The sequence below is a fragment of the Streptomyces sp. NPDC107581 genome (assembly GCF_055657175.1).
Genome location: NZ_JBVKBH010000001.1, coordinates 19,404 through 42,225, shown reverse-complemented (window position 1 = coordinate 42,225; position 22,822 = coordinate 19,404). Strand labels below are relative to the sequence as shown.

21 protein-coding genes and 1 pseudogene are annotated in these 22,822 nt (G+C 70.4%); 13 read left to right on the top strand and 9 right to left on the bottom strand.

Features of this window, described 5'->3' with window-relative positions:
- The first annotated feature begins 1 nt into the window (after position 1).
- The 7 genes from nadC to ACZ7P3_RS00165 all read left to right on the top strand — a co-directional run bounded on the left by nadC (position 2) and on the right by ACZ7P3_RS00165 (position 5,156).
- On the top strand, positions 2–979 hold the full coding sequence (gene nadC / locus ACZ7P3_RS00195; RefSeq protein WP_472078100.1) for a carboxylating nicotinate-nucleotide diphosphorylase: 978 nt from the start codon (positions 2–4) through the stop codon (positions 977–979).
- 5 nt (positions 980–984) lie between these two features.
- Positions 985–1,782 (top strand): type III pantothenate kinase, encoded by a 798-nt coding sequence (locus tag ACZ7P3_RS00190; protein WP_116149048.1) that lies wholly within the window; start codon positions 985–987, stop codon positions 1,780–1,782.
- A 168-nt stretch (positions 1,783–1,950) separates the two neighbouring features.
- A complete protein-coding gene (locus tag ACZ7P3_RS00185; RefSeq protein WP_472078780.1) occupies positions 1,951–2,634 on the top strand; it encodes a hypothetical protein in 684 nt (227 codons plus the stop codon).
- 415 nt (positions 2,635–3,049) lie between these two features.
- On the top strand, positions 3,050–3,229 hold the full coding sequence (locus tag ACZ7P3_RS00180) for a hypothetical protein (RefSeq protein WP_472078099.1): 180 nt from the start codon (positions 3,050–3,052) through the stop codon (positions 3,227–3,229).
- A gap of 402 nt (positions 3,230–3,631) precedes the next feature.
- Positions 3,632–4,075, top strand: coding sequence for a BlaI/MecI/CopY family transcriptional regulator (locus ACZ7P3_RS00175; protein ID WP_472078779.1), 444 nt, complete (start codon positions 3,632–3,634; stop codon positions 4,073–4,075).
- A gap of 9 nt (positions 4,076–4,084) precedes the next feature.
- The gene (locus ACZ7P3_RS00170) at positions 4,085–4,618 is read left to right on the top strand and encodes an amino-acid N-acetyltransferase (protein WP_472078098.1); all 534 of its coding nucleotides are present in this window, start codon (positions 4,085–4,087) and stop codon (positions 4,616–4,618) included.
- A gap of 202 nt (positions 4,619–4,820) precedes the next feature.
- A complete protein-coding gene (locus ACZ7P3_RS00165; RefSeq protein WP_472078097.1) occupies positions 4,821–5,156 on the top strand; it encodes a histone-like nucleoid-structuring protein Lsr2 in 336 nt (111 codons plus the stop codon).
- Here the strand turns inward: ACZ7P3_RS00165 and ACZ7P3_RS00160 are convergent.
- A complete protein-coding gene (locus tag ACZ7P3_RS00160) occupies positions 5,135–5,788 on the bottom strand; it encodes an SCO3374 family protein (protein WP_472078096.1) in 654 nt (217 codons plus the stop codon). The genes ACZ7P3_RS00165 and ACZ7P3_RS00160 overlap by 22 nt on opposite strands.
- Before the next feature lie 430 nt (positions 5,789–6,218).
- Between ACZ7P3_RS00160 and ACZ7P3_RS00155 the strand changes: the two genes are divergently transcribed.
- Positions 6,219–8,747 (top strand): ATP-dependent Clp protease ATP-binding subunit, encoded by a 2,529-nt coding sequence (locus tag ACZ7P3_RS00155; RefSeq protein ID WP_472078095.1) that lies wholly within the window; start codon positions 6,219–6,221, stop codon positions 8,745–8,747.
- Between the two features lie 62 nt (positions 8,748–8,809).
- On the opposite strand, the gene ACZ7P3_RS00150 is transcribed toward ACZ7P3_RS00155, so the two are convergent.
- Both ACZ7P3_RS00150 and ACZ7P3_RS00145 read right to left on the bottom strand, forming a co-directional pair.
- Positions 8,810–11,869, bottom strand: a complete 3,060-nt coding sequence (locus ACZ7P3_RS00150; protein WP_472078094.1) for an NACHT domain-containing protein — start codon at positions 11,867–11,869, stop codon at positions 8,810–8,812.
- A gap of 68 nt (positions 11,870–11,937) precedes the next feature.
- A complete protein-coding gene (locus ACZ7P3_RS00145) occupies positions 11,938–12,579 on the bottom strand; it encodes an HAD family acid phosphatase (RefSeq protein ID WP_472078093.1) in 642 nt (213 codons plus the stop codon).
- A gap of 467 nt (positions 12,580–13,046) precedes the next feature.
- On the opposite strand from ACZ7P3_RS00145, the gene ACZ7P3_RS00140 reads away from it, so the two are divergent.
- Positions 13,047–13,598, top strand: coding sequence for a M23 family metallopeptidase (locus tag ACZ7P3_RS00140; protein WP_472078092.1), 552 nt, complete (start codon positions 13,047–13,049; stop codon positions 13,596–13,598).
- 1 nt (position 13,599) lies between these two features.
- Here ACZ7P3_RS00140 and ACZ7P3_RS00135 read toward each other — a convergent pair whose 3' ends face one another.
- On the bottom strand, positions 13,600–14,199 hold the full coding sequence (locus tag ACZ7P3_RS00135; protein WP_472078091.1) for a TetR/AcrR family transcriptional regulator: 600 nt from the start codon (positions 14,197–14,199) through the stop codon (positions 13,600–13,602).
- A gap of 125 nt (positions 14,200–14,324) precedes the next feature.
- Here ACZ7P3_RS00135 and ACZ7P3_RS00130 point away from each other — a divergent pair, with 125 nt between their 5' ends.
- The 3 genes from ACZ7P3_RS00130 (at position 14,325) to ACZ7P3_RS00120 (ending at position 16,961) form a co-directional block, all read left to right on the top strand.
- Positions 14,325–15,920 (top strand): MDR family MFS transporter, encoded by a 1,596-nt coding sequence (locus ACZ7P3_RS00130; RefSeq protein WP_472078090.1) that lies wholly within the window; start codon positions 14,325–14,327, stop codon positions 15,918–15,920.
- Positions 15,921–16,059: 139 nt separating this feature from the next.
- The gene (locus ACZ7P3_RS00125) at positions 16,060–16,530 is read left to right on the top strand and encodes a helix-turn-helix transcriptional regulator (protein WP_472078778.1); all 471 of its coding nucleotides are present in this window, start codon (positions 16,060–16,062) and stop codon (positions 16,528–16,530) included.
- Complete coding sequence (locus tag ACZ7P3_RS00120) at positions 16,527–16,961, top strand: VOC family protein (protein ID WP_472078089.1); 435 nt, start codon at positions 16,527–16,529, stop codon at positions 16,959–16,961. The genes ACZ7P3_RS00125 and ACZ7P3_RS00120 overlap by 4 nt, the downstream gene beginning before the upstream one ends.
- Positions 16,962–17,213: 252 nt before the next feature.
- Here the strand turns inward: ACZ7P3_RS00120 and cseC are convergent.
- The 5 genes and pseudogenes from cseC to ACZ7P3_RS00095 all read right to left on the bottom strand — a co-directional run.
- Positions 17,214–18,551 (bottom strand): annotated as a pseudogene (gene cseC / locus ACZ7P3_RS00115) (two-component system sensor histidine kinase CseC); the annotation flags it as partial.
- A gap of 11 nt (positions 18,552–18,562) precedes the next feature.
- A complete protein-coding gene (gene cseB / locus ACZ7P3_RS00110; RefSeq protein WP_472078088.1) occupies positions 18,563–19,267 on the bottom strand; it encodes a two-component system response regulator CseB in 705 nt (234 codons plus the stop codon).
- A 38-nt stretch (positions 19,268–19,305) separates the two neighbouring features.
- Positions 19,306–19,893: a hypothetical protein gene (locus ACZ7P3_RS00105; RefSeq protein WP_472078087.1), complete on the bottom strand. Its 588-nt coding sequence runs from the start codon at positions 19,891–19,893 to the stop codon at positions 19,306–19,308.
- Between the two features lie 41 nt (positions 19,894–19,934).
- Positions 19,935–20,474 (bottom strand): SigE family RNA polymerase sigma factor, encoded by a 540-nt coding sequence (locus tag ACZ7P3_RS00100; RefSeq protein WP_116149009.1) that lies wholly within the window; start codon positions 20,472–20,474, stop codon positions 19,935–19,937.
- Between the two features lie 270 nt (positions 20,475–20,744).
- On the bottom strand, positions 20,745–21,620 hold the full coding sequence (locus ACZ7P3_RS00095) for an HhH-GPD family protein (RefSeq protein ID WP_472078086.1): 876 nt from the start codon (positions 21,618–21,620) through the stop codon (positions 20,745–20,747).
- 181 nt (positions 21,621–21,801) lie between these two features.
- Here ACZ7P3_RS00095 and ACZ7P3_RS00090 point away from each other — a divergent pair, with 181 nt between their 5' ends.
- A complete protein-coding gene (locus tag ACZ7P3_RS00090; protein ID WP_472078085.1) occupies positions 21,802–22,611 on the top strand; it encodes a hypothetical protein in 810 nt (269 codons plus the stop codon).
- Positions 22,612–22,822: the final 211 nt, after the last annotated feature.

Sequence of the window (22,822 nt, the reverse complement as noted above, 5' to 3'; positions counted from 1 at the left end):
AGTGAGCACCGACGACCTTCCCCTCGTTCCGACCGGCGGCTGCGGTGACGGCTGCGCCTGCGGCGCCGAGGGCGACGAGGAATACCTGGAGAGCGGCCTGGACCCCGCGCTCGCCGAACTGCTGGCCGCTGCCGGGCTCGACCCCATCGAGGTCGAGGACATCGCCAACGTCGCCATCCAGGAGGACCTGGACGGCGGCGTGGACGTGACGACCGTCTCGACCGTTTCCGAGGACGCCGTCGCCACCGGTGACTTCACCGCGCGCGAGGCCGGCGTGGCGGCCGGACTCAGGGTCGCCGAGGCCGTGCTCTCCGTGGTCTGCACGGACGAGTTCGAGGTCGAGCGGCACGTCGAGGACGGCGACCGCGTGGAGGCCGGGCAGAAGCTGCTGTCGGTCACCACGCGCACGCGCGACCTGCTCACCGCCGAGCGCAGCGCCCTCAACATCCTGTGCCGGCTGTCCGGCATCGCGACCGCCACGCGCGCGTGGTCGGACGTGCTGGAGGGCACCAAGACGCGCGTGCGGGACACCCGCAAGACCACGCCGGGGCTGCGCTCGCTGGAGAAGTTCGCGGTGCGCTGCGGCGGGGGCGTCAACCACCGCATGTCGCTCTCCGACGCGGCCCTGGTGAAGGACAACCACGTGGTCGCCGCCGGCGGCGTCGGACAGGCCTTCAAGGCCGTACGGGAGATGTTCCCGGACGTGCCGATCGAGGTCGAGGTCGACACCCTGCACCAGCTGCGCGAGGTCGTCGACGCGGGCGCCGACCTGATCCTGCTGGACAACTTCACGCCCGGGGAGTGCGCGGAGGCCGTCGGGATCGTCGGCGGGCGGGCACTGCTGGAGGCTTCCGGCCGGCTCACGCTCGACACCGCGCGCGCGTACGCCGACACCGGCGTGGACTTCCTGGCCGTCGGCGCCCTCACCCACTCCTCGCCGATCCTCGACATCGGCCTGGACCTTCGTGAGGCGGAGTAACAGCCATGCTGCTCACGATCGACGTCGGTAACACGCACACCGTCCTCGGCCTGTTCGACGGCGAGGACATCGTCGAGCACTGGCGCATCTCCACGGACGCGCGCCGCACGGCCGACGAGCTGGCGGTGCTGCTGCAGGGACTGATGGGCATGCACCCGCTGCTCGGCGAGGAGCTGGGCGACGGCATCGACGGCATCGCGATCTGCGCCACCGTGCCGTCGGTCCTCCATGAGCTGCGCGAGGTCACCCGCAGGTACTACGGCGACGTGCCCGCGGTGCTGGTGGAGCCGGGCGTGAAGACGGGCGTGCCGATCCTCACCGACAACCCCAAGGAGGTCGGCGCGGACCGGATCATCAACGCGGTGGCGGCCGTCGAGCTGTACGGCGGCCCGGCGATCGTCGTCGACTTCGGCACGGCGACGACGTTCGACGCGGTCTCCGCGCGCGGGGAGTACGTCGGCGGGGTCATCGCGCCCGGCATCGAGATCTCCGTGGAGGCGCTCGGCGTCAAGGGGGCGCAGCTGCGCAAGATCGAGGTGGCCCGCCCGCGCAGCGTGATCGGCAAGAACACGGTGGAGGCCATGCAGGCGGGCATCGTGTACGGCTTCGCCGGGCAGGTCGACGGAGTGGTGAGCCGGATGGCCCGGGAGCTGGCCGACGATCCCGACGACGTCACCGTGATCGCCACGGGCGGCCTCGCTCCGATGGTGCTGGGCGAGTCCTCGGTGATCGACGAGCACCAGCCGTGGCTGACGCTGATCGGGCTGCGCATGGTGTACGAGCGGAACGTGTCGCGTCTGTGAGGGGACCGGCGCCCGGGAAGGCGCCGGTCTTCGCCGTCCCCGCGCGCGTGGCCCCGGTCGAGGGAAACCGGGAAGCGACACGCGGCGACACAACAATCCCATCCGTCACTTTTGTCCGATTAGCGGTAGCGTCGCCGCATGCCCACGCCATACGGATCCCGCGGCGGCATGGCGTTCGGCGCGGAGGAGCTGCGTGTGCTCCGCCGCGCCCTCGCCCTCGCCCTTCACCCCGGCCGAGCGTCCGCCGAGGACGTCAAGGACTGCTTCCGCCTCGCCGAGTCCCTCGACGAGGCGATGCGCGAGGGGGCCCGGCTGCGCGCCTTCCTGGTGGCCGATCTCGGCCGGTACCGCGCGGCCCTGCCGGGCACCGCCGCCGACTACCTCGCGCTCCTGGAAGAGGTGCTGGGCGCCGGGCACCGGCCGGCACCGGACGACCTCGCCGCGCTGCGGGCACTGCGCCCGGACCCCACGGCGGCCCGTCTGCTGGACCGCTGCCGGGCGATCGCCGAGCGGGACGTACGGGCACGCTTCGCGCAGGGCGCACGCAAGGTCCCCGCCCCCGTCGTACCCCCCTCCCGGACGCGCCTGCTGGCCCTTCCGGGCGGCGCCGACGACGCCCCGGCCGCCCGGGCCGAGGGCGAGGAGAAACCCGCCCAGAAGCCGGCACAGGACCCCGCCGGGAAGCCCGCCCCGAAGCCGGGCCGGTCTCCGTCCGGGCCCGCCGACCGCCCCGGCACGGAACCGGCGGCTCCGAAGCGCCCGATCCCCACTCCCGGCGAGGTCTTCCCGCCCCGCAGACGGCCCGGACCGCCCGCCGGCCCACCGGAGACACAGGAGCTGGCGGCCGGCTGACCCGATCGCCACGGCCGGGACGCCCGGGGACGGTCGACCGGGCGGCGCGCCCGGCGCGGGCGGCGAGTCGTCGGCGTGGGCGGTGAGGTCCGCGAGCTCCGCGCGGTCGGCGTGGGTGCCGAGTCCGGCGCGGGTGGCGCGGGCGGCGCGAGGCCGACGTGCTCGGCACGTGGTCGGCGTGGTCGGCGCGTTCGACGTGGTCGGCGTGCTCGGCACGTGGTCGGCATGTTCGGCCTGCTCGGCACGGGGTCGGTGTGTTCGGCGTGGGCGGCGCAGGTGAGGTGGGCCCCTGCCGGCGCGGGCGGTGCTGTCTGCCGGGCGGGCATTGCGCTGGTCCGGCGCGCCCCGAGTCCCCGCCGCCCCGGTTCGCCCACCCCGCCCCATTCGCCCGGACCCGCGTGGCTACTCTGGAGCCATGGACTACGTCTCCGCGCTCGTGCCGCCGGTCGTCATGGCCGTGTTCTTCATCGGTCTGGTCAGGGTGATCGTGAAGACCCAGGGCGGGGCCGCCAAGGCCAAGGAGGACGCGGCGGTGGACGCCGCCTTCGCGCGCAACGAGTCCGCGCAGCAGGCCGCGGCCGGCGGCGACGCCTGAGCCGGAGCCCGTCACCGGCCGGCCCCGGCAGGACGTACGACTCTCCCGGCGTTCCCCGCGCTCCTCGTGCCTCTGCGCCGGGGTTTCCGCGCGCCCCCGGTCTCTCCCTGCTGGGGTTCCCCCGCGCTCCGGGTTCTCCGAGCCCGCTCTCTCCGCGCCCGGCGCCCCCGCGTGCTCCCGGTCTTCCTGCGCTCCCGGTCTCCCCGTACCCCCGTACCCCCGTACCCCGGTCTCCCCGTCTCCCCGCACCCTCGGTCTCCCGCACCCTGGTGCCCTCCGGGTTTGCGTGCCCTTTTTGTTCGCGTTTGTAGCCTGAGCGCACGTCCGGCACGCCATTGTCGTGATCTCCCACTATTGTTCTGAGCTGTGCCTCGCCCATTGGGAGAACTCGAAGACGCGGTCATGACGCGGGTGTGGAAGTGGAACCGCCCGGTGACCGTTCGAGAAGTCCTGGAAGACCTCCAGCAGGAACGGTCCATCGCGTACACCACCGTGATGACCGTTTTGGACAATCTCCATCAGAAGGGCTGGGTACGCCGTGAGGCGGAAGGGCGGGCCTATCGATATGAGGCCGTGTCGACACGAGCCGCGTACGCCGCCGCCCTGATGAACGACGCCTGGTCGCAGAGTGACAACCCGGCAGCCGCTCTCGTCGCCTTCTTCGGGATGATGAGCGAGGAACAGCGCCAGGCCCTCAGCGACGCCGTGCGCATCGTCCAGGGGCCGGAAACGCAGGAAGCCGCTCAAGCGCCGCAACAGGAAGCCGTTCAAGCCCGGGAACAGGAAGCCGCCCGGGCTTCGCAAGAGGAGAACCCCGGCGCGGTCGGGGACGCCGACGGGCGATAGCGTCCGCTCATGTCAGCAGAGCGCCCCGAAGTCCGCGCAAAAGCCATCACTGTCCGGCGCGCCCGCACCGGCGATGTCCCGGCCGTGCGCCGGCTCCTCGACGCCTACGTCCGTGACCGCATCCTGCTCGACAAAGCCACGGTCACGCTTTACGAGGACATCCAGGAGTTCTGGGTCGCGGAACGCGACGACAACGCCGAGGTGGTCGGCTGCGGCGCGCTGCACGTCATGTGGGAAGACCTCGCGGAAGTCCGCACTCTCGCGGTGAAGCCCGGCCTCAGGGGCGCCGGTGTCGGTCACCAGTTGCTGGAGAAGTTGGTGGAGACCGCACGCTGGCTCGGCGTTCGGCGCGTTTTCTGTCTGACCTTCGAAGTGGACTTCTTCGGGAAGCACGGCTTCGTGGAGATCGGTGAGACACCGGTTGACACCGATGTCTACGCGGAGCTGTTGCGTTCCTATGACGAGGGCGTCGCCGAGTTCCTCGGTCTCGAACGAGTGAAACCGAACACCTTGGGCAACAGCCGGATGCTTCTGCATCTGTGATCGTCATTGCCCGGGTGGCCTATGTCCGAAACGCGCATGTTTCCGGGGCGGGGCGGGTCCCCGGATCTCTCCCAGGGGTTTGTGTTTTTCCGGCAAAAGCGGTTTGCTTTCCGACGTACTGCAGTACTGCATATAACAGGGGCGGCGAAACGGCGGACGCCGCACACCCCCTGCCCTGACGTTATCGATGAAAGGAAATCCGGTGGCACAGAAGGTTCAGGTCCTTCTTGTCGACGACCTCGACGGCGGCGAGGCGGACGAGACCGTGACGTTCGCGCTGGACGGCAAGACGTACGAGATCGATCTCACGACCGCCAATGCGGACAAGCTGCGCGGCCTTCTCGAGCCCTATGTGAAGGGCGGTCGTCGCACCGGGGGCCGTGCTTCGAGCGGGCGTGGAAAGGCGCGTGCCGCTTCCGGCGGCAGCCAGGACACCGCGGCGATCCGCGCCTGGGCGAAGGAGAACGGATACGAGGTCAACGACCGCGGCCGTGTTCCCGCGTCCATTCGCGAGGCCTACGAGAAGGCCAACGGCTGATTTCTCCGGCAGGCGAGCGAGGGGGCGCTCGCGCGTCGCAGCCGGACGCGGTGGCACTGCGCTGCCACCGTGTCCACCAGTCGTACGAGATCGGGGGTGCCCCCCAGGCTCCCCATGGCCGGCAGTGCCGGCAGCGAGGCCTCGACCTCGTACCCAGGTGCAGGGGGCCGCAGCCATACGGCGGCCCCCTGAACGTCGTCGGCGCCGTCCCCGGCGCGGCCCCGCCCGGGCAGCAGTGGCGCCTCCATCAGGCCGCCCGCCCCGAGCGCGCGCAGATCGAGGGCCAGCGCGCCCCACTCCAGCCACTCCAGCACCTGTGGCAGCTCCTCCGCGCTGCCGGCGGCCACCAGAAGCCGCATCCGGTCGCCCCACCGGGCCACCGGAGAGTCCGGTGCGAGATGCCTGAGCGCCGCGGCGCCCGCCTCGGCCGGCACGTCCAGCACATCGAACCGCACCCCCGTGACCAGCCGCAGCGGCCGTCCGGGCACGGTCGGCCAGCCCAGATCGTTCTCGTACCAGCGCAGGGCCCGGGCGTCCGGGCCGTCCGGGAGGCCGGGCGCGTTCGGATCGACGGGACGGCGGGGAAGGGGGACCGTGGAGAGTGTGGACGTTGTCGAGACCGAGCCAGCCATGCCAAGTGCAACAGGCCGAGCGACCCCAGGGTTACGCTGGGTGTTCTGTCGATAGCACAGAGTGCCCAAGTGGGGGGCGTGCGGGGGCCCGGAGAGGCGCAAGGTTGTTCGCCCATAGCGGAGGGAACCGGTGCGCGCGGCATGGAGTGTCAGTCCCTGCGGGTAAGACATGCCTAGTGGGAGGGGGCGACGCGCAGGACGGGACGTCTCACGTTCGCCATCGGCGTAGTGGCGAGTGGGGTAACAGCCTGGCCTGCGGGAACATCGTCTCGCACCATCGGGTTGGAGCAGATGTCGGCGTTCGGGGTCAGGAGGCCAAGGACGGTGTCGGCAGTTGGAATGAGCGGTCCCCGCTTGCGGGACTAAGCTGCGGAAGGACAGGGAGGGGAAGTTCCCCCCACTGCCTGACCGCTCTGAGGAGCGATTAACGATGTTCGAGAGGTTCACCGACCGCGCGCGGCGGGTTGTCGTCCTGGCTCAGGAAGAAGCCCGGATGCTCAACCACAACTACATCGGCACCGAGCACATCCTCCTGGGTCTCATCCACGAGGGCGAAGGTGTCGCCGCTAAGGCCCTGGAGAGCCTCGGCATTTCGCTTGAGGCGGTCCGCCAGCAGGTGGAGGAGATCATCGGTCAGGGCCAGCAGGCCCCGTCCGGGCACATCCCCTTCACCCCCCGTGCCAAGAAGGTCCTGGAGCTGTCGCTCCGCGAGGCCCTCCAGCTGGGCCACAACTACATCGGCACGGAGCACATCCTGCTCGGCCTGATCCGTGAGGGCGAGGGCGTCGCAGCCCAGGTCCTGGTCAAGCTGGGCGCCGATCTCAACCGGGTGCGGCAGCAGGTCATCCAGCTGCTCTCCGGTTACCAGCAGGGCAAGGAGGCCGCCACCGCCGGCGGTCCCGCCGAGGGCACGCCCTCGACGTCCCTGGTCCTCGACCAGTTCGGCCGGAACCTCACCCAGGCCGCTCGTGAGTCCAAGCTCGACCCGGTCATCGGGCGCGAGAAGGAGATCGAGCGGGTCATGCAGGTGCTGTCCCGCCGTACCAAGAACAACCCGGTGCTGATCGGTGAGCCCGGCGTCGGCAAGACCGCCGTCGTCGAGGGCCTCGCCCAGGCCATCGTCAAGGGCGAGGTGCCCGAGACCCTCAAGGACAAGCACCTCTACACCCTGGACCTCGGTGCCCTGGTCGCCGGTTCCCGCTACCGCGGTGACTTCGAGGAGCGCCTGAAGAAGGTCCTCAAGGAGATCCGCACCCGCGGCGACATCATCCTGTTCATCGACGAGCTGCACACGCTGGTCGGTGCGGGTGCCGCCGAGGGCGCCATCGACGCCGCCTCGATCCTGAAGCCGATGCTGGCCCGTGGTGAGCTGCAGACCATCGGTGCGACCACGCTGGACGAGTACCGCAAGCACCTGGAGAAGGACGCGGCCCTGGAGCGCCGCTTCCAGCCCATCCAGGTCGCCGAGCCGTCCCTGCCGCACACGATCGAGATCCTCAAGGGTCTGCGCGACCGTTACGAGGCCCACCACCGGGTCTCCATCACGGACGAGGCGCTGGTCCAGGCCGCGACCCTGGCCGACCGCTACATCTCGGACCGCTTCCTGCCGGACAAGGCGATCGACCTGATCGACGAGGCCGGTTCCCGGATGCGCATCCGCCGGATGACCGCGCCGCCGGACCTGCGCGAGTTCGACGAGAAGATCGCCGCCGTCCGCCGGGACAAGGAGTCCGCGATCGACTCGCAGGACTTCGAGAAGGCCGCCTCCCTGCGCGACAAGGAGAAGCAGCTCCTGGCCGCCAAGGCCAAGCGGGAGAAGGAGTGGAAGGCCGGCGACATGGACGTCGTCGCCGAGGTCGACGGCGAGCTGATCGCCGAGGTCCTCGCCACGGCCACCGGCATCCCGGTCTTCAAGCTGACCGAGGAGGAGTCCAGCCGCCTGCTGCGCATGGAGGACGAGCTCCACAAGCGGGTCATCGGCCAGGTCGACGCCGTCAAGGCGCTGTCCAAGGCGATCCGCCGTACGCGCGCGGGCCTGAAGGACCCCAAGCGTCCGGGTGGTTCGTTCATCTTCGCCGGCCCGTCCGGTGTCGGTAAGACCGAGCTGTCCAAGGCGCTCGCCGAGTTCCTCTTCGGTGACGAGGACGCCCTGATCTCCCTCGACATGTCGGAGTTCAGCGAGAAGCACACGGTGTCGCGTCTCTTCGGTTCGCCCCCCGGCTACGTGGGTTACGAAGAGGGCGGCCAGCTGACCGAGAAGGTCCGCCGCAAGCCGTTCTCCGTCGTCCTCTTCGACGAGGTCGAGAAGGCCCACCCGGACATCTTCAACTCGCTGCTGCAGATCCTGGAGGACGGTCGTCTGACCGACTCCCAGGGCCGGGTCGTGGACTTCAAGAACACGGTCATCATCATGACGACCAACCTCGGCACCCGGGACATCTCCAAGGGCTTCAACCTGGGCTTCGCGGCCTCGGGTGACACGAAGACCAACTACGAGCGCATGAAGAACAAGGTGTCGGACGAGCTGAAGCAGCACTTCCGCCCCGAGTTCCTCAACCGTGTCGACGACGTGGTCGTCTTCCCGCAGCTGACGCAGGAGGACATCCTGCGGATCGTCGACCTGATGGTCGGCAAGGTGGACGAGCGCCTGAAGGACCGGGACATGGGCATCGAGCTCTCCCAGTCCGCCAAGGAGCTGCTGTCCAAGAAGGGTTACGACCCGGTGCTGGGCGCGCGTCCGCTGCGTCGCACGATCCAGCGCGAGATCGAGGACACGCTCTCGGAGAAGATCCTCTTCGGCGAGCTGCGCCCCGGTCACATCGTGGTCGTGGACACCGAGGGCGAGGGCGACGCCGCCACCTTCACCTTCCGGGGTGAGGAGAAGTCGGCACTGCCGGACGTTCCGCCGATCGAGCAGGCGGCCGGCGGGGCCGGGCCGAACCTGAGCAAGGACGCGTAAGCGTCAGGGCCGAGAGGCCGAAGGAAAGGGGCCGGTGCTTTCGAGCACCGGCCCCTTTCCTTTCAGCGTTCGTCCAGGACGACTTCCGCTTCCGGGAAGAGGCCGGCGAAACGGGGCAGCGGGACGGAGTGACCGGGCCAGTTCTGCAGGACGAGCGACCGCAGTCCCGGCAGCCGGGGCACCAGGGCGGACAGATCCTCGGTGCCGTACATCCCGGGGACCCGCAGCACTTCGATGCCGGGAAGTTCCGGCATGACATGGATGAAGTGCGGCAGGTCCCGGAACAGCCACGCGTTCAGATACAGGTGGGTCAGCGCGGGCAGTCCGGCGACCGCCCGCCAGTCGGTGTCCGTCAGTTCCTTGGTCGACGGTCCCAGGCTCAGCGTCCGCAGCGTGCTCCACTGCTCCAGTCCGCGCAGGCCCGTGGCCTCGATGCTGTACTGGCCCAGGAAGAGGAATTCCAGCGGCGCATCGACCGGCAGGGCCTGCGCGAGGTCGGTGCCGGGCAGCCGCTGGCTGACGGAGAGACGGGCGAGCGACTGCAGGGACCGCAGCCCGGTCACATCGCCGATGCGGCCGAGCCCGAGAGTCTCCAGCGGCAGTGCGGACAGGTGACTCAGCCCCTCTGCCGCCGGACAGTCGCCGAGGAACAGCTCCCTGAGCGAAGTGAACGCCGACAGCGTGCCCAGATCGGTGAGGTGGGCGTTGTCCTGAAGATCGAGCGCGGTCACCGCCTCGGGCTCCGGGAGGTCGGCCAGGACGTCCTCGAAGCGGTGCGGGCCCTGCAGATGGAGGCGGTACCAGGGACGCATCCGGGGCAGGGCCGTGCGCTGTTCGGCCGACTCGCAGGACAGGTAGAGGTCCGTCCGGTCCAGGTGATCGAGCACCTCGGCCGTGTACTCCTCGGTGCCGAACCGGTGCCAGGTCCCCACGAGCTGGCGCCGCACGTCGAGATCCGCGTGGTCCCGGAACCGCCGCAGCACCGCCAGGGCCCCGGCGGGCTCCTCCGTCCCGAGCAGCGAGGCGGTGACCGTGACGCCCAGCGCCTCCTCGTCCCTCAGCCCGTCCGGTCCCGGCAGCAGCTCCAGCACCAGCGGCCCCGCCTCTGCCAGCACCCGTGCGTCCTTGGCCGTGCGCGGCGGGATGAGCGCCGCCGCACGCGCCTCCACCTCCGCCCGTACCCCCGGCTCCAGGGCCGCCGCGTGCTCCAGACAGGCCAGTGCCAGCACGGTCAGCCGCGGCGTATCCCGTGCCAGCAACTGCCGTAGCACCGCGGCCCGTTCCCGTGGCCTCGCGTGGGCCACCGCCATGCGGATGACGTCCTCCCACTGGCTGTCGGCGGCGTGAGCGGTGAGGACGTCGAGATGGCCCTCGGCCACGGCGCAGCGCGCCGCCAGGTAGTCCTGGAACGTGCGGTGGACGAAGTCCACGACGCCCTCGGCCGGCCGGCGCAGCAGGCCGCTCCGCAGCAGGAGCGCCCGCAGCACCGTGGCCGCGTCGCCCTGGCCCGCCGCCGACGCCACCGTGGGCAGGCAGCGCTCCACGATTCCCTCGGCCGTCTCCAGGTCCATCTCCGTACGGCCGCTCAGGACCAGCGCATAGGCCAGCCGCTGCAGCAGCTCCAGCTGCACCTCCTCGCTCAGCTCGGCGCCGTCCACCGCACCCATCCCGCGCTCCCGGTCGCGGCGCGCGAGCAGCATGGTGAGGGCGGCGTCGTACAACTCCTTGCGGCCGGTGGGCAGATAGCCCCGGCGCTCCCGGTGCAGTGCGCAGATCAGACCGCACATGAGGGGGTTGGTGGCGAGCCGGGCCAGGTCGCGTTTGGTGTGCAGGGAGTCGAGGAGCGGGGCCTTGTACTCGGGTGCCTGCGCCGCCTCGTGCCAGCGGTGCACGAACGTGGCCAGTTCGGTGCGGCGCATCGGGGCCATGGCCAGCTCACGGAAGCCCTCCTGGGCCAGCCAGTCGGGCCGTACGGCCGACGGGCGGGAGGTCAGGAGCCAGTGGTTGCCGGGGTAGGCGGCGAGAAGGGAGCGCAGCCAGTCGCGGGTGCGGTGGCGGTCGGCGGCGGGGATCTCGTCCAGGCCGTCCACCAGGACCAGGCCGCGGCCCGCCGCCAGGACGCGTTCCGCCCAGCCCTCCGGCGGGGTCAGCGGGCAGCTCACCGCCTTGAGGAAGTCGGCCGGCGCAGGGAGCGGGCCGGTGCGGATCAGGGTGCGCAGGGGGAGGACGTAGGGGATGCGGTCGGCGTTGCGGGCCGCCGTGACCGCCAGCCACTGCACCAGGGTCGTCTTGCCCGATCCGGCGTCGCCGCGCAGCAGGACGCGCGCCTGGGCCAGGAGCGCTTCCTCGGCCGGCAGCCGGCCCGCGGTGGCGGGCGGACGCCCGCCGGGCGCCGGATCCGGCACGGGCTCCTCGACCGCGGTCGCCTCCAGGCTCAGATAGGCGACTTCGAGGGGCCAGCGGTCGGGGGAGTCGCGCAGATCGATGCCGTAGATGGTGATGCGGTCGTGCTGCTGGGCGACGTAGGGCAGATAGCGGCGCTCGAAGGCCGTGCCGCGGGTGTCGGGGCGCGGGACGCGGGCGATCAGTTCGTCGACCTTGGCGATGAGTTCCGTCTGCGCGCGGCTCTGTTCGACGAGGGTGCGGGCCACAAAGGTGGAGCGCCGGGTGAAGAACTCCAGGATCTGCAGGCAGGCCCACTCCGTGGCGGAGTCGAGGAAGTGGTGGGCGTCCGGGGACAGGCCTTCGGGGGCGGTGGAGCCGTGGTGCAGCTTCTTGGCCAGCTCGCGATGGCCCAGGCGTACGGCCTGGACGTCGTCCATCTCCAGCTCGCCGAGGGCGAGCAGCCGGCGGGCCAGGGCCGCGGCGACGGCGGGCTGCTCCGCCGCGGGGAAGGGCACCTCGCCCGGTGATTCCACCGCCTGCGCCACCAGCCGCCCGGCCAGCCGGTGGACGTCCTTCTCGGCCAGGGTGCGCTTCTCGCCCCGGAAGGACACGAGCGCCGACAGGCGCACGGGCCTGTCCACCAGCCCCGCGCCGGGCCCGTCCGCCACGAACAGCTTCTTCACCAGCGGTCCGATCAGGCCGGACGCCAGCTTGCTGCCCAGTACGGTCGGCTCCATCCACCACCCCCGTGGTCGCGCAACGGCAGAGACAGGGATGGAGCCTAACCGGATACTTCAGCCTCGCGTCAGGACAACTGCCCGTTGTAGTCCGGGAGTTTGAACGTCTTCTCGGCGTGGCCGCCCGACAGGTCGGTGGCGCTGTTGCCGATGTTCGCGATGATCTTGTAGCCCTGGTTCTCGATGTCGACGCGCTGGGCGGTCTTGTAGTCGGCGACGTCCTTGAACAGGTCGAAGAGGCCGCGGACGTAGAGGCCGGAGACGTCGTAGCCGTCGTGCTCGAGGTTGTACTCGGTGGGCCAGTAGATGATGCCCGGGCGAGCGGTGACGAAGAAGAGGGCGACGCCGTGCTCCTGGGCGTACCGGGCGACGTCCAGGACGGGCTTGTTGGCCGGCTGCGGGTAGCTGAAGCCGAAGTCGGTCTCCAGCGTGGTGTTGTCGATGTCGAAGACGATCGCCTGCTTCTCGCCGGGCCGGGCGGCGGCGATGCGGTCCTTCAGGTACGGCAGGGCCTGGCCCATCACCGTCTGGCAGTCCTTCTGCCAGGTCGCGTAGTCGACCTTGGCGGAGGCGCCGGCGGTGGCGGCGGTGCCGGCGGCGCTGCTGGTGGCGGTGGTGGTCGCCGCCTGCGCCGGGGTGGCGAGTGCGGCGAGCGCGGCCACGGAGACGGCGGCGACGGCTGTCCGGCGGGCCCAGGGGCGTCTGGTCATCGGTGGGGGGTCCTCTCACGTCCGTACGCTGCACGGCCTGAATCGGTGGGTGTCAGGGGCATGATCCATTGCGTGGGTGGCGCGTGAGGAACCGTAAGGTTACTGAACGGTAGGCGACTAGAGGTGTGCGTCACATTTCTTTGCCCATCAATACGGGGAAACGGCCGTAAAGCGGTGACATGGCGCACAGGCGATTTGTCCGATACTAGCCTGGATAGTGGGAAATCCAATCGTGACAAAAAGGGACTTTAGGCCCGTAAGTCACCATGAAATGCCGACGTCGACAGGGCTGATGCCGGGAGGGTGGGGGGTCTGTCAAGAAGTGGGTTGTTTTGGACCCATCTACTACGCCATGCCGTAGCTGGGGGGTATTGAGCCGGGATGGGGCGGCGGGTTACCAATGACGGGCCGCCGACGAACGCCTGTACGTCGGATGGTGAATCTGCCCCCGAAACCACGAGGTATCGATGTTCAAGCGCGTCACGTCCCGTTCTTCCCGTACGTCCTCGCTGCGCAACCGCGTGACCGTCCTGGCCGCCGGAGTGGGCGCCACGGCCGTGCTGGGTGCCGGGGTCGCGAGCGCCGCAGCGCCGTCCGCCTCCTCCTGGATCGACCCGGTGAAGAAGTACACGCTCTCGGCCAGCTTCATGCAGGACGGCAGCCACTGGGCCCACAAGCACAGTGGGCAGGACTTCGCCGTGCCGACCGGTACCGAGGTCATGGCCGCGCACGGCGGCACCGTCGTCAAGGCCGGCGGCAACGGCGCCGGTGACGGTCCCGCCTACGGCAACGCCATCGTCATCAGCCACGGCAACGGCACGTACTCGCAGTACGCCCACCTGTCCCGGATCGACGTGAAGGTCGGCCAGGTCGTCAAGACCGGCCAGCACATAGCCCTGTCGGGCTCCACCGGTAACTCCACCGGCCCGCACCTGCACTTCGAGATCCGTACGACCCCGAACTACGGCTCGGCCATCAACCCGGTCACCTTCCTGCGTGCCCACGGTGTGACCGTCTGAGTCAGCCCTTCCTGCGGGCGCCCTCGTGCGCCTGGGTGACGAGGTCCATGGCGACTTCGAGAACGGCCTCGCGTCGGGTCTCGAAGTCGCCTTCCAGGTCCTGCATCAGGAACATCGCGGCGTGCAGCGTGAACATGGCGCTGACGCAGCGGATCTGCTCGACCAGCGGTGCGTCCGGGTCGATGAAGATGTCCCTCAGGTCGCGCATGCGGTCCTTGAAGGTGTCGCCGATGCGCAGTTCCCGTACCGTCGCCTGGTTCTCGTGCATGAACCGGAAGAGCGGTTCCGCGCCGGCCAGGGCCTGGCTGTAGCGCCGCACGATCTCGTGCTTGGTCTCCAGGGTGTGCGGCTGCCGCCTGCCCCACTCGATCAGGTCCTCGATCGGCTTCGTCAGGTCCTCGAAGAGGCTGACGATGATCTCTTCCTTCGTCTTGAAGTGGTAGTACAGGGCCGCCTTCGTGACGTCGAGACGCTCGGCGATCTCGCGCAGCGAGGTCTTCTCGTAGCCCTGCTCGGCGAAGAGTTCGAGCGCGACGTCCTGGATGCGCTGGCGGGTGTTGCCGCGGCGCTGCTGCTTGGTGCCGTCCATGGTGACGCCCATCCTCGTACTCCTCGCGCTCTCGCGGAAACTTACTTGACGACCGGCAAGTGAAAGCTCTACTTTCCCAGTGTAGTGATAACTAGCCGGGCGGCAAGTAAGCAAAGTCGTCAGGGGGAGTAGGAGCGATGGCGGACACACGGGCGGCCGTAAGGGCCCCGGAGACGGCGGGCAAGCCGGAGAAGCAGCCGAGGAGCGTGCGGGTGGTCCTGCTCGCGCTCATGATCGCGATGATGCTCGCGATGCTCGACAACATGATCGTGGGTACGGCGATGCCGACGATCGTGGGTGAACTGGGCGGTCTCGAACACCTGTCCTGGGTGGTGACCGGCTACACCCTGGCGACCGCGGCCTCGACCCCGGTCTGGGGCAAGATCGGCGACATGTTCGGGCGCAAGGGCGCCTTCCTCAGCTCGATCGTGATCTTCCTGATCGGATCCGCGCTGAGCGGTATGGCCCAGGACATGGGCCAGCTGATCGGCTTCCGGGCGATCCAGGGACTCGGCGCCGGCGGTCTGATGGTCGGTGTCATGGCGATCATCGGCGACCTGATACCGCCGCGGGAGCGCGGCAAGTACCAGGGCATGATGGCCGGCGTCATGGCGCTGGCGATGATCGGCGGCCCGCTGGTCGGCGGCACCATCACCGACAACTGGGGCTGGCGCTGGACCTTCTACATCAACCTGCCGCTCGGCGTCGTGGCCCTGGCACTGGTCACCGCGGTGCTGCACCTGCCGAAGAAGCGGTCCAAGGCGGGCATCGACTACCTCGGTGTCGTTCTGCTGACCGTCGGCATCACCGCCATCGTGCTGGTCACCACCTGGGGCGGCAGCGAGTACTCCTGGACGTCCGCGCGGATCATGGAACTGATCGGCATCGGCGTGGCCGCGCTGGTCGGGTTCGTGTTCTGGCAGACCAGGGCCGCAGAGCCGGTGCTGCCGCTGCACATCTTCAAGAGCCGCAACTTCACCCTGATGTCGGTCATCGGCTTCATCACCGGCTTCGTGATGTTCGGTGCCACGCTCTTCCTGCCGCTGTACCAGCAGGCGGTGCAGGGCGCCTCCGCGACCAACTCGGGTCTGCTGCTGCTGCCGATGCTGGGCGCGATGCTGGTGACCTCGATGGTCGCCGGACGGGTCACCACCAACAGCGGCCGCTACAAGGTCTTCCCGATCGTCGGCGGTGTGCTGATGATCGTCGGCCTGTACCTGCTGTCGACGATGGACACCGGCACCACGCGGCTGACGTCCGGCATCTTCATGGCCGTGGTCGGCGCCGGCATGGGCTGCCTGATGCAGATCACCATGCTGGTCGCGCAGAACAGCGTGCAGATGAAGGACATCGGCGTGGCGTCCTCGTCCGCCACCCTGTTCCGTACGCTCGGCTCCTCCTTCGGTGTGGCCATCATGGGCGCGCTGTTCAACCACCGGGTCCAGGACGTCATGGCCGAGCGGGCCGGTGCGCTGGGCAAGAACATCACCGAGAAGTCCGCCCAGCTGGACGCGGCGAGCCTCGCCAAGCTGCCGGCGCAGGCGCGGGAGGCGTACCAGCACGCGGTGTCCTCCGGCACGCACTCGGCGTTCCTGCTGGGCGCGGTGATCGCGGTGGTGGTGCTGATCGCGGCGCTGTTCGTGAAGGAAGTGCCGCTGAAGGGCGGGCCGCAGAAGTCCGAGGCCGACGACCGCGCGGGCGCGGCTCCGGCTCCGGTGGCCGACGCGGTCTGAGCGGGTTCCCGAAGCACGTTCCCGAGCACGTCCTGAGCATGTCCTGAGTCGAAGGCCCCCGGTCGGTGTCCGCCCCGGGGGCCTTCGGCGTGCCCGGCGGCTGTCAGTGCCCCGTGCCACCATCGGCCTCATGGACAAGATGCGCCGGTTGCGTCTGGCCAAGGATGCCATGGACCGTGACTGGGCCGACCCCGAGCTCGATCTGGACGCGGTCGCCGCGCATGCCGGGTACTCGCGCTATCACTTCCTGCGCGCCTTCAAGGACGCGTACGGCGAGACGCCCGGGCAGTATCTGACGCACCGCCGGATCGAGCGGGCCGAGGAGATGCTGCGCGGTGCCGACCTCACGGTGACCGAGATCTGCACGCTGGTCGGCTTCAGCAGCCTCGGCACCTTCTCCGCCCGCTTCAAGGCCCGCACCGGGCTCACCCCGAGCGAGTACCGCACGAAGCATGTGGGCCGGGGCGCCTCCCTCATACCCGGCTGCTACGCCATGCTCTGGGCCGGCGGCTTCAACACCGCAACATCGAAGAAGCGCCCCGGTCCCGGCGCTGCCTACGGTGGCGGGCAGGAACAGCAGCAGCCCCCCGACGGGAGAGCAGAGCCATGATCAAGGGCCTGGGCATCACGACCGTATGGACCTTCGACCAGCAGCGGACGAAGGCCTTCTTCACCGAGAAGCTGGACTTCGAGGTGTGCAGCGAGGTCGCCATGGGCGACATGCGCTGGGTCACCGTAGGCGCCAAGGACCAGCCCGGGGTGGAGCTCGCCCTGATGAGCCTGGACGGCCCCGGCCTCGACCCCGAGTCCGCCGAGGCGCTGAAGAAGCTGGTGGCCAAGGGGGTGCTGGGAGCGGGAGCGTTCCGCACGGACGACTGCCGGGGGGACTACGAGACCTTCCGGGCGCGGGGCGTGGAGTTCCTCCAGGAGCCGCAGGAGCGCCCGTACGGCATCGAGGCGATCTTCCGGGACGACAACGGCAACTGGTTCTCGCTGACCGAGCGCAATGAGGAGCTGGACTTCTCGAAGGACTGGGCCTGAGCACCTGAGCCCCGGCGACCGGTCACCGGGGCGGCGCCGCCTTCGGCCGCGCCCGGCCGGCCGCGGCCACGGCCGACCGGCTCGCCGGCCCTCCGCTCAGCGGACGCCGCCGGTGCCGCCGGTGCTTCCTGTGCCGCCAGTACCTCCGATGCTGCCAGTGCCTCCGGTGCTGCCATTACGTCCGGTGCTTTCCATGCCGCCGGTGCTTCCGATACCGCCGGTGCTCCCGGTTCCGCGGGTGCCGCCGGACAGCGGGAGCATGGGATAGCTGCCCGTGCTGGTGGGGGCGTGCTCGGGGAGCCAGAGGACGGCCACCGCACCCTCGGCCGGGATGTGCTCGGGGGCGCCGATCGGGCGTACGTTGCGGAAGGTCAGCCGGGCGCCCAGCACCCGGGCCTGGCCGGCCGCGATGGTCAGACCCAGGCCGTGGCCCTGCCCCGCGCGGTCCATGGTGCCGGTGCGGAAGCGGCTCGGGCCCTCGGCGAGCAGTGCCTCGGGGAAGCCGGGGCCGTGGTCGCGCACCCGGATGACCCGGCCCTCGACACTGACCTCGATCGGCGGCTTGCCGTGCCGCGCGGCGTTGGCCAGCAGGTTGAACAGCACCCGCTCCAGGCGGCGCGGGTCGGTGGTGACCTCCGACTCGTGCACCACCCGTACGGCGACGCCCGGGTCCTTGGCGGCCACCCGCCGGGCCACGAACTCGCCCAGCAGGATGTCCTGCAGCTCGGCCCGCTCGGAGGCGCTGTCCAGCCTGGCCACCTCCAGCACGTCCTCGACCAGGGTGCGCATCGCCTTCGCGCGGTCCAGGACCAGCTCGGTCGGCCGCCCGGGCGGCAGCAGTTCGGCAGCGGTCAGCAGGCCCGTCACCGGGGTGCGCAGCTCGTGCGCGATGTCGGCGGTGACCCGCCGTTCGGCCTCCAGCCGCTGCCGCAGCGCGTCCGCCATGGCGTCCACCGCGCGCGCGAGATCGTCGGTCTCGTCCCGTACGACCCCGCCGATGGCCTCCCGCACCCGTACGTCCGTCTCGCCGTTGGCGACCTGCCCCGCCGCGGCCGCCGCCTTGCGCAGCCGGCCCGACAGCTGCCCGCCGATGAGCACGCCGAGCGCGCTGCCGCCGAGCACGACCGCGATGGAGCCGATGACCAGCGCCTGGTCGAGGTCCTTCATCACGTCCGTGGAGCGGTCCGGGAAGTGGCCGTGCAACGACAGCACATGCCCGTCCTTGACCGGCACCGCCGCCCAGATGTCCGGGTTCCCGGCCGGGTTGTCCGACACATAGGTGGCCCGGCGGCCCTCCTCGACCTTCTCGCGCAGCGCGGGTGGCAGCTCGGGATCGTCGATCTTGACGCTGGGGAAGTTCGGCCGGCCGGAGAGCTGGTAGTTGCGCTGGGCGATCTGGACGCGCTGGTCGGCCAGATCGCGCGCGTTGTCCAGCATCGACACCCGGGCCGCGTTGTGCACGACCAGGCTCAGCGCGATCGCCACCAGGCCCGCGACCAGTGCGATCGCCGCGCTGAGCTTCCATCTGAGCCCGGTTCTCAGGCCCATGCGCTCCATGAGCCGTACCGGACGCCCCGTCAACCCCCGCATGTCCGCCCCGCTCAGGCCTTCAACTTGTAGCCGAAGCCGCGGACCGTCTCGATCCGGTCCTGGCCGATCTTCTGGCGCAGCCGCTGCACATGGACGTCGACGACCCGGGTGTCCCCGCCCCAGCCGTAGTCCCACACTCGCTCCAGCAGTTTGTCGCGGGACAGTACGGTGCCGGGCGCGGAGGAGAACTCCAGCAGCAGCCGCATCTCGGTCGGGGTGAGCGCCACCGGCTGCCCGGCCCGGCGCACCTCCATGCCCTCGGTGTCGATCTCCAGATCACCGAAGGTCAGGGGGCCGCCGTTCACCTCTGCGAGGGCACCCTCCGCCGCCGCGGCCCCGCCGGCGTGTCCGAAGCGGCGCAGCACCGCGCGGATCCGGGCGACCAGGACGGCACCGTCGAACGGCTTGGTCACATAGTCGTCGGCACCCGCCTCCAGGCCGAGGACGACGTCGATGGCGTCGGCCCGCGCCGAGAGCATGATCACCGGTACGGTCGACTCGTCCCGGATGCGACGGCACAGGCTGACGCCGTCCAGGCCCGGGACCATGACGTCCAGCAGCGCGATGTCCGGCCGGTCCGCCCGGAACGCCTCCAGGCCGGAAAGGCCGTCGGGCATGGCCGTGACCGCGAAGCCGTCCCGCTCCAGGGCGAGCTGGGTGGCCTCGCGGATGACGTCGTCGTCCTCGACGAACAGGACGTGGGTCTGGTCTGCCATCCCGGTGCTCTCAGTCCTCGTGGTGTGCTGTTGGGGGGTCAGTCGTCCGACGCGGGCGCCGGCGCGTCCCCCGTATTGCCGTAGTACGTGCGGTGGAAGTGTCTCTGGACGAAGCGGCCCGCGCTCCAGTCGTAGGTGATCACGGTCTCGCTGGACGGGTTCGACATCGAGTCGTCCGTGTCGTACACCTGCTTGGTCACGGTCAGGTCGGCCCCGTCGATCTCCGCGTAGACCGGGGACTCTTCGGCCTTGAACACATTCTTGTACGTGCCACCGTCGTCCCGGTAGACGTACGTGCCGATGCCGACCTGGTCGCTGCAGGTCATGACGTTGATGAGGACGTCGTCCACGGCGCCGCCGGTCAGGTCGCCGTAGGTGGTGTCCACCACGCTGCACGGCTTCAGCTGCCGCTTGACCACCGCGGAGACCGCCGGGTCCTTCTTGAGCAGCGCCACGGCGTCGACGCGCCGGTAGGTCTCGGAAGGACTGGCCGTCGGCGACGCGGCGGCGGCCCCCGCCACCGCGGAGGCGTGTGCCGGGCCCTCGTCCCGTGCTCCCGTGCCCCCGGTGCCGCACGCGGCGACGAAAAGGGCGAGGGCGGCGAGCACGGCCGCAGCCGCGATCACCGCCTGTGTATTGCCACGGGCCCTGTCGGACCCGGCCCCGGTCAGGCCGCGCAACGCTCCCGCTCCTCACGCTCCAGCGCGCGTGCGTCCAGATCGCGGGCCTCCAGCTCCTCGCGGAGCCGGGCGAGCGCCCGGTGCAGCGTGCTCTTGACCGTACCGGCCGACATGCCGAGGGCGGCGGCCGTCTCCTCCGTGGACATCTGCTCCCAGTGTCGCAGCACCACGACGCTGCGCTGCTTCGGAGCGAGAACCTTCATGATGTCCATGAGGAGCGCCCGGTCGGCGTGCTGCTCGGTGGAGTCGTCCACGGACGCGTCCGGCAGCTGCTCGGTCGGGACCTCCTCCAGCTTGCGGGCCCGCCACCACTCGGTCCGCGTATTGATCATCACCCGGCGCAGGTAGGCGTCCGCGAGCCGCTTGTCCGCGATGCCCTCCCAGCGGCCGTACGTCCGCACCAGCGCGGTCTGCAGCAGGTCCTGGGCGTCGACCGGGTCCGGTACCAGCCGGCGGGCGCTGCGCAGCAACGCGTCCTGCCGGGTGCGGACGTACTCCTCGAACTCGAGCACCTCGCCGTGCGCCATGATCAACCGCCTCCGTTCCCCGTGTACTCCGGCTTGCGCCGAAGCCCTGCTGTTCCGCCGGCCCGTGGTCTGCCGGGCACGAGAAAAAAACTACGGAGTGGTTGTCACGGGGCTGTGCGGAGCAGCCAGCGGCTAGCAATCGGCTGTCCGTCGGTTGTGTAACGGAGGAGGGAGCGGGGTAAGGGAGGTGCTCCTTATGTCCCTTTGTATGGTGCTTTGTCGGGCTGGTGGACCGTAACAGGAGGCCGTGCGCTGTGACTTGGCTGTGTGTCAGGTGAGCGGCAGCCGGTACAGGCTCCCCGGCAGCGGCTCCACCAGACCGTCCGTCACCAGTCCGTCGAGCGCCCGGGCGCGCTGCACCGGCTCGTGCCACACCCGGTCCAGCGCCGCCTGCGGCACCGGCACGTGCGCCTCGCGCAGCACGGCGAGCAGCTTGCCGCGCACCTGGCGGTCCGTGCCCGCGTATGTCTGCCCGCGGCGCGGCGGGCCTTCGTGCTCCGGCTTGCCCGCGAGCCGCCAGGCGCACTGTGCGGCGATCGGGCACCGGTGGCAGCCCTCGTTCTTCGCGGTGCACACCAGTGCGCCCAGTTCCATCGACGCGGCGGCCCAGCGGGCGGCGGTCCGCTCGTCCTCGGGCAGCAGCTCACGGGCCAGGCGCCGCTCGGCTGCCGTGGTGGCGTTCGGCGGGTACTGCACCCCCGTCACCGCCCGCGCGAAGACCCGGCGGACGTTCGTGTCCAGCACCGCGTGCCGCTGCCCGTAGGCGAAGGACGCCACTGCGGCCGCCGTGTACTCGCCGATGCCGGGCAGTGCCAGCAGCTGCGCATGATCCGTCGGCACGTCCCCGCCGTGCCGTTCCGTTATGGCGAGGGCGGCGCTGTGCAGGCGCAGGGCGCGGCGCGGGTAGCCGAGGCGGCCCCAGGCGCGCACGGCCTCGCCGGGAGCCTCCCCGGCGAGGTCGGCGGGGCGCGGCCAGCGGGCCAGCCACTGCTCGTACACGGGCAGCACCCGGCTCACCGGGGTCTGCTGGAGCATGAACTCGCTGACCATCACACCCCACGGGCCGGCCTCCGGGCGGCGCCAGGGGAGATCGCGGGCGTGGGTGTCGAACCAGGTGATCACGGGAGCGTGGAGCTTCTCAGTCATGGCCTTCCGATCCTGCCACGGGTCGGGCGGGCAAGGTCGGTGACAGCGCGGACACGGAGCGTGGCAACGAGTGAAGGGCGGTCTTCCCGACGGCAGTTGCCGGGATGATGATCCGGAAAAGTTGGTGCCCGGGCGGCGGGTGGCGCAAGTAAGCGCGCCGATCTCTCGTACAGTTTGCGCCGTGGGATCTCTGCGCAATCCGGTCGGGCCGCTTCCCTCCTCCATCTACTGGCGACGGAGGGTCGTCATGCTGTCGGTGGTCGCCCTGGCGGCGCTGCTGATCGCCTGGATCGCCACGTCCGGCGGCGGGGGAGGCAAGAAGAACGCCGACGGGTCCGGCGACAAGAACCCCGTGTCCACGATCACGCCGGGGCCCTCCTCCTCGGGGCCCGCGATCAGCCAACACCCGGGCGGGCGCGACGATTCGGGCGGCGGCGACACCGGTGGCAGCGGTTCCGGGCCGGGTGACGGCTCCGGTGCGGACGGCAAGGGCGGCTCCGGCTCGTCGGGCTCCGGCGGCGGTTCGGGTTCGGGGTCCGGCGGCGGCGAGGTCGGTACGGGCGACACGGTGCCGGCGTCCTCCCCGCTGCCCGACTGCGGCGCCGGATCGGTCTCGTTGACCGTGCGCAGCCGGCACAACTCGTACTCGCCGGACCAGACGCCGTCCTTCGAACTCACCGCGAAGAACACGGCGTCCGGCGACTGCAAGGTCGATCTCGGGCCGAAGGGTGCGGTGTTGACCATCACGCCGGCGGACGGCAGCGACGCCTACTGGTCCTCGGCCGACTGTCCGAAGGGCGCCGCGAGCCTGGTGTTCCGGGTGCCTGCGGGGCAGAGCATCACGTACACCGTGCAGTGGGACCGCAAGCCGAGCGCTCCGCAGTGCGCGACCCCGCCGGCAGGATCGGCGAAGCCGGGAACATACCTCCTGGAGGCGAAGGCCCCCGGCCTCACCAAGACCCAGACATCGTTCGTACTGTCAGAGGACTGACCCCCAACAAAACGAGCCCCCCCCATCCGGTCGACGGCACTGCAACCCCCTGGGGGCGCGGGGAACTGCGCGACGGCCCCCCACCGCCCCGCAGCCGACGACGAAACGAGCGGCCCGGCCTACGCCTCCCATCCGGTCGACGGCCCTGCGACCCCCTGGGGGCGCGGGGAACTGCGCGACAGCCCCCCACCGCCCCGCAGCCGACGACGCA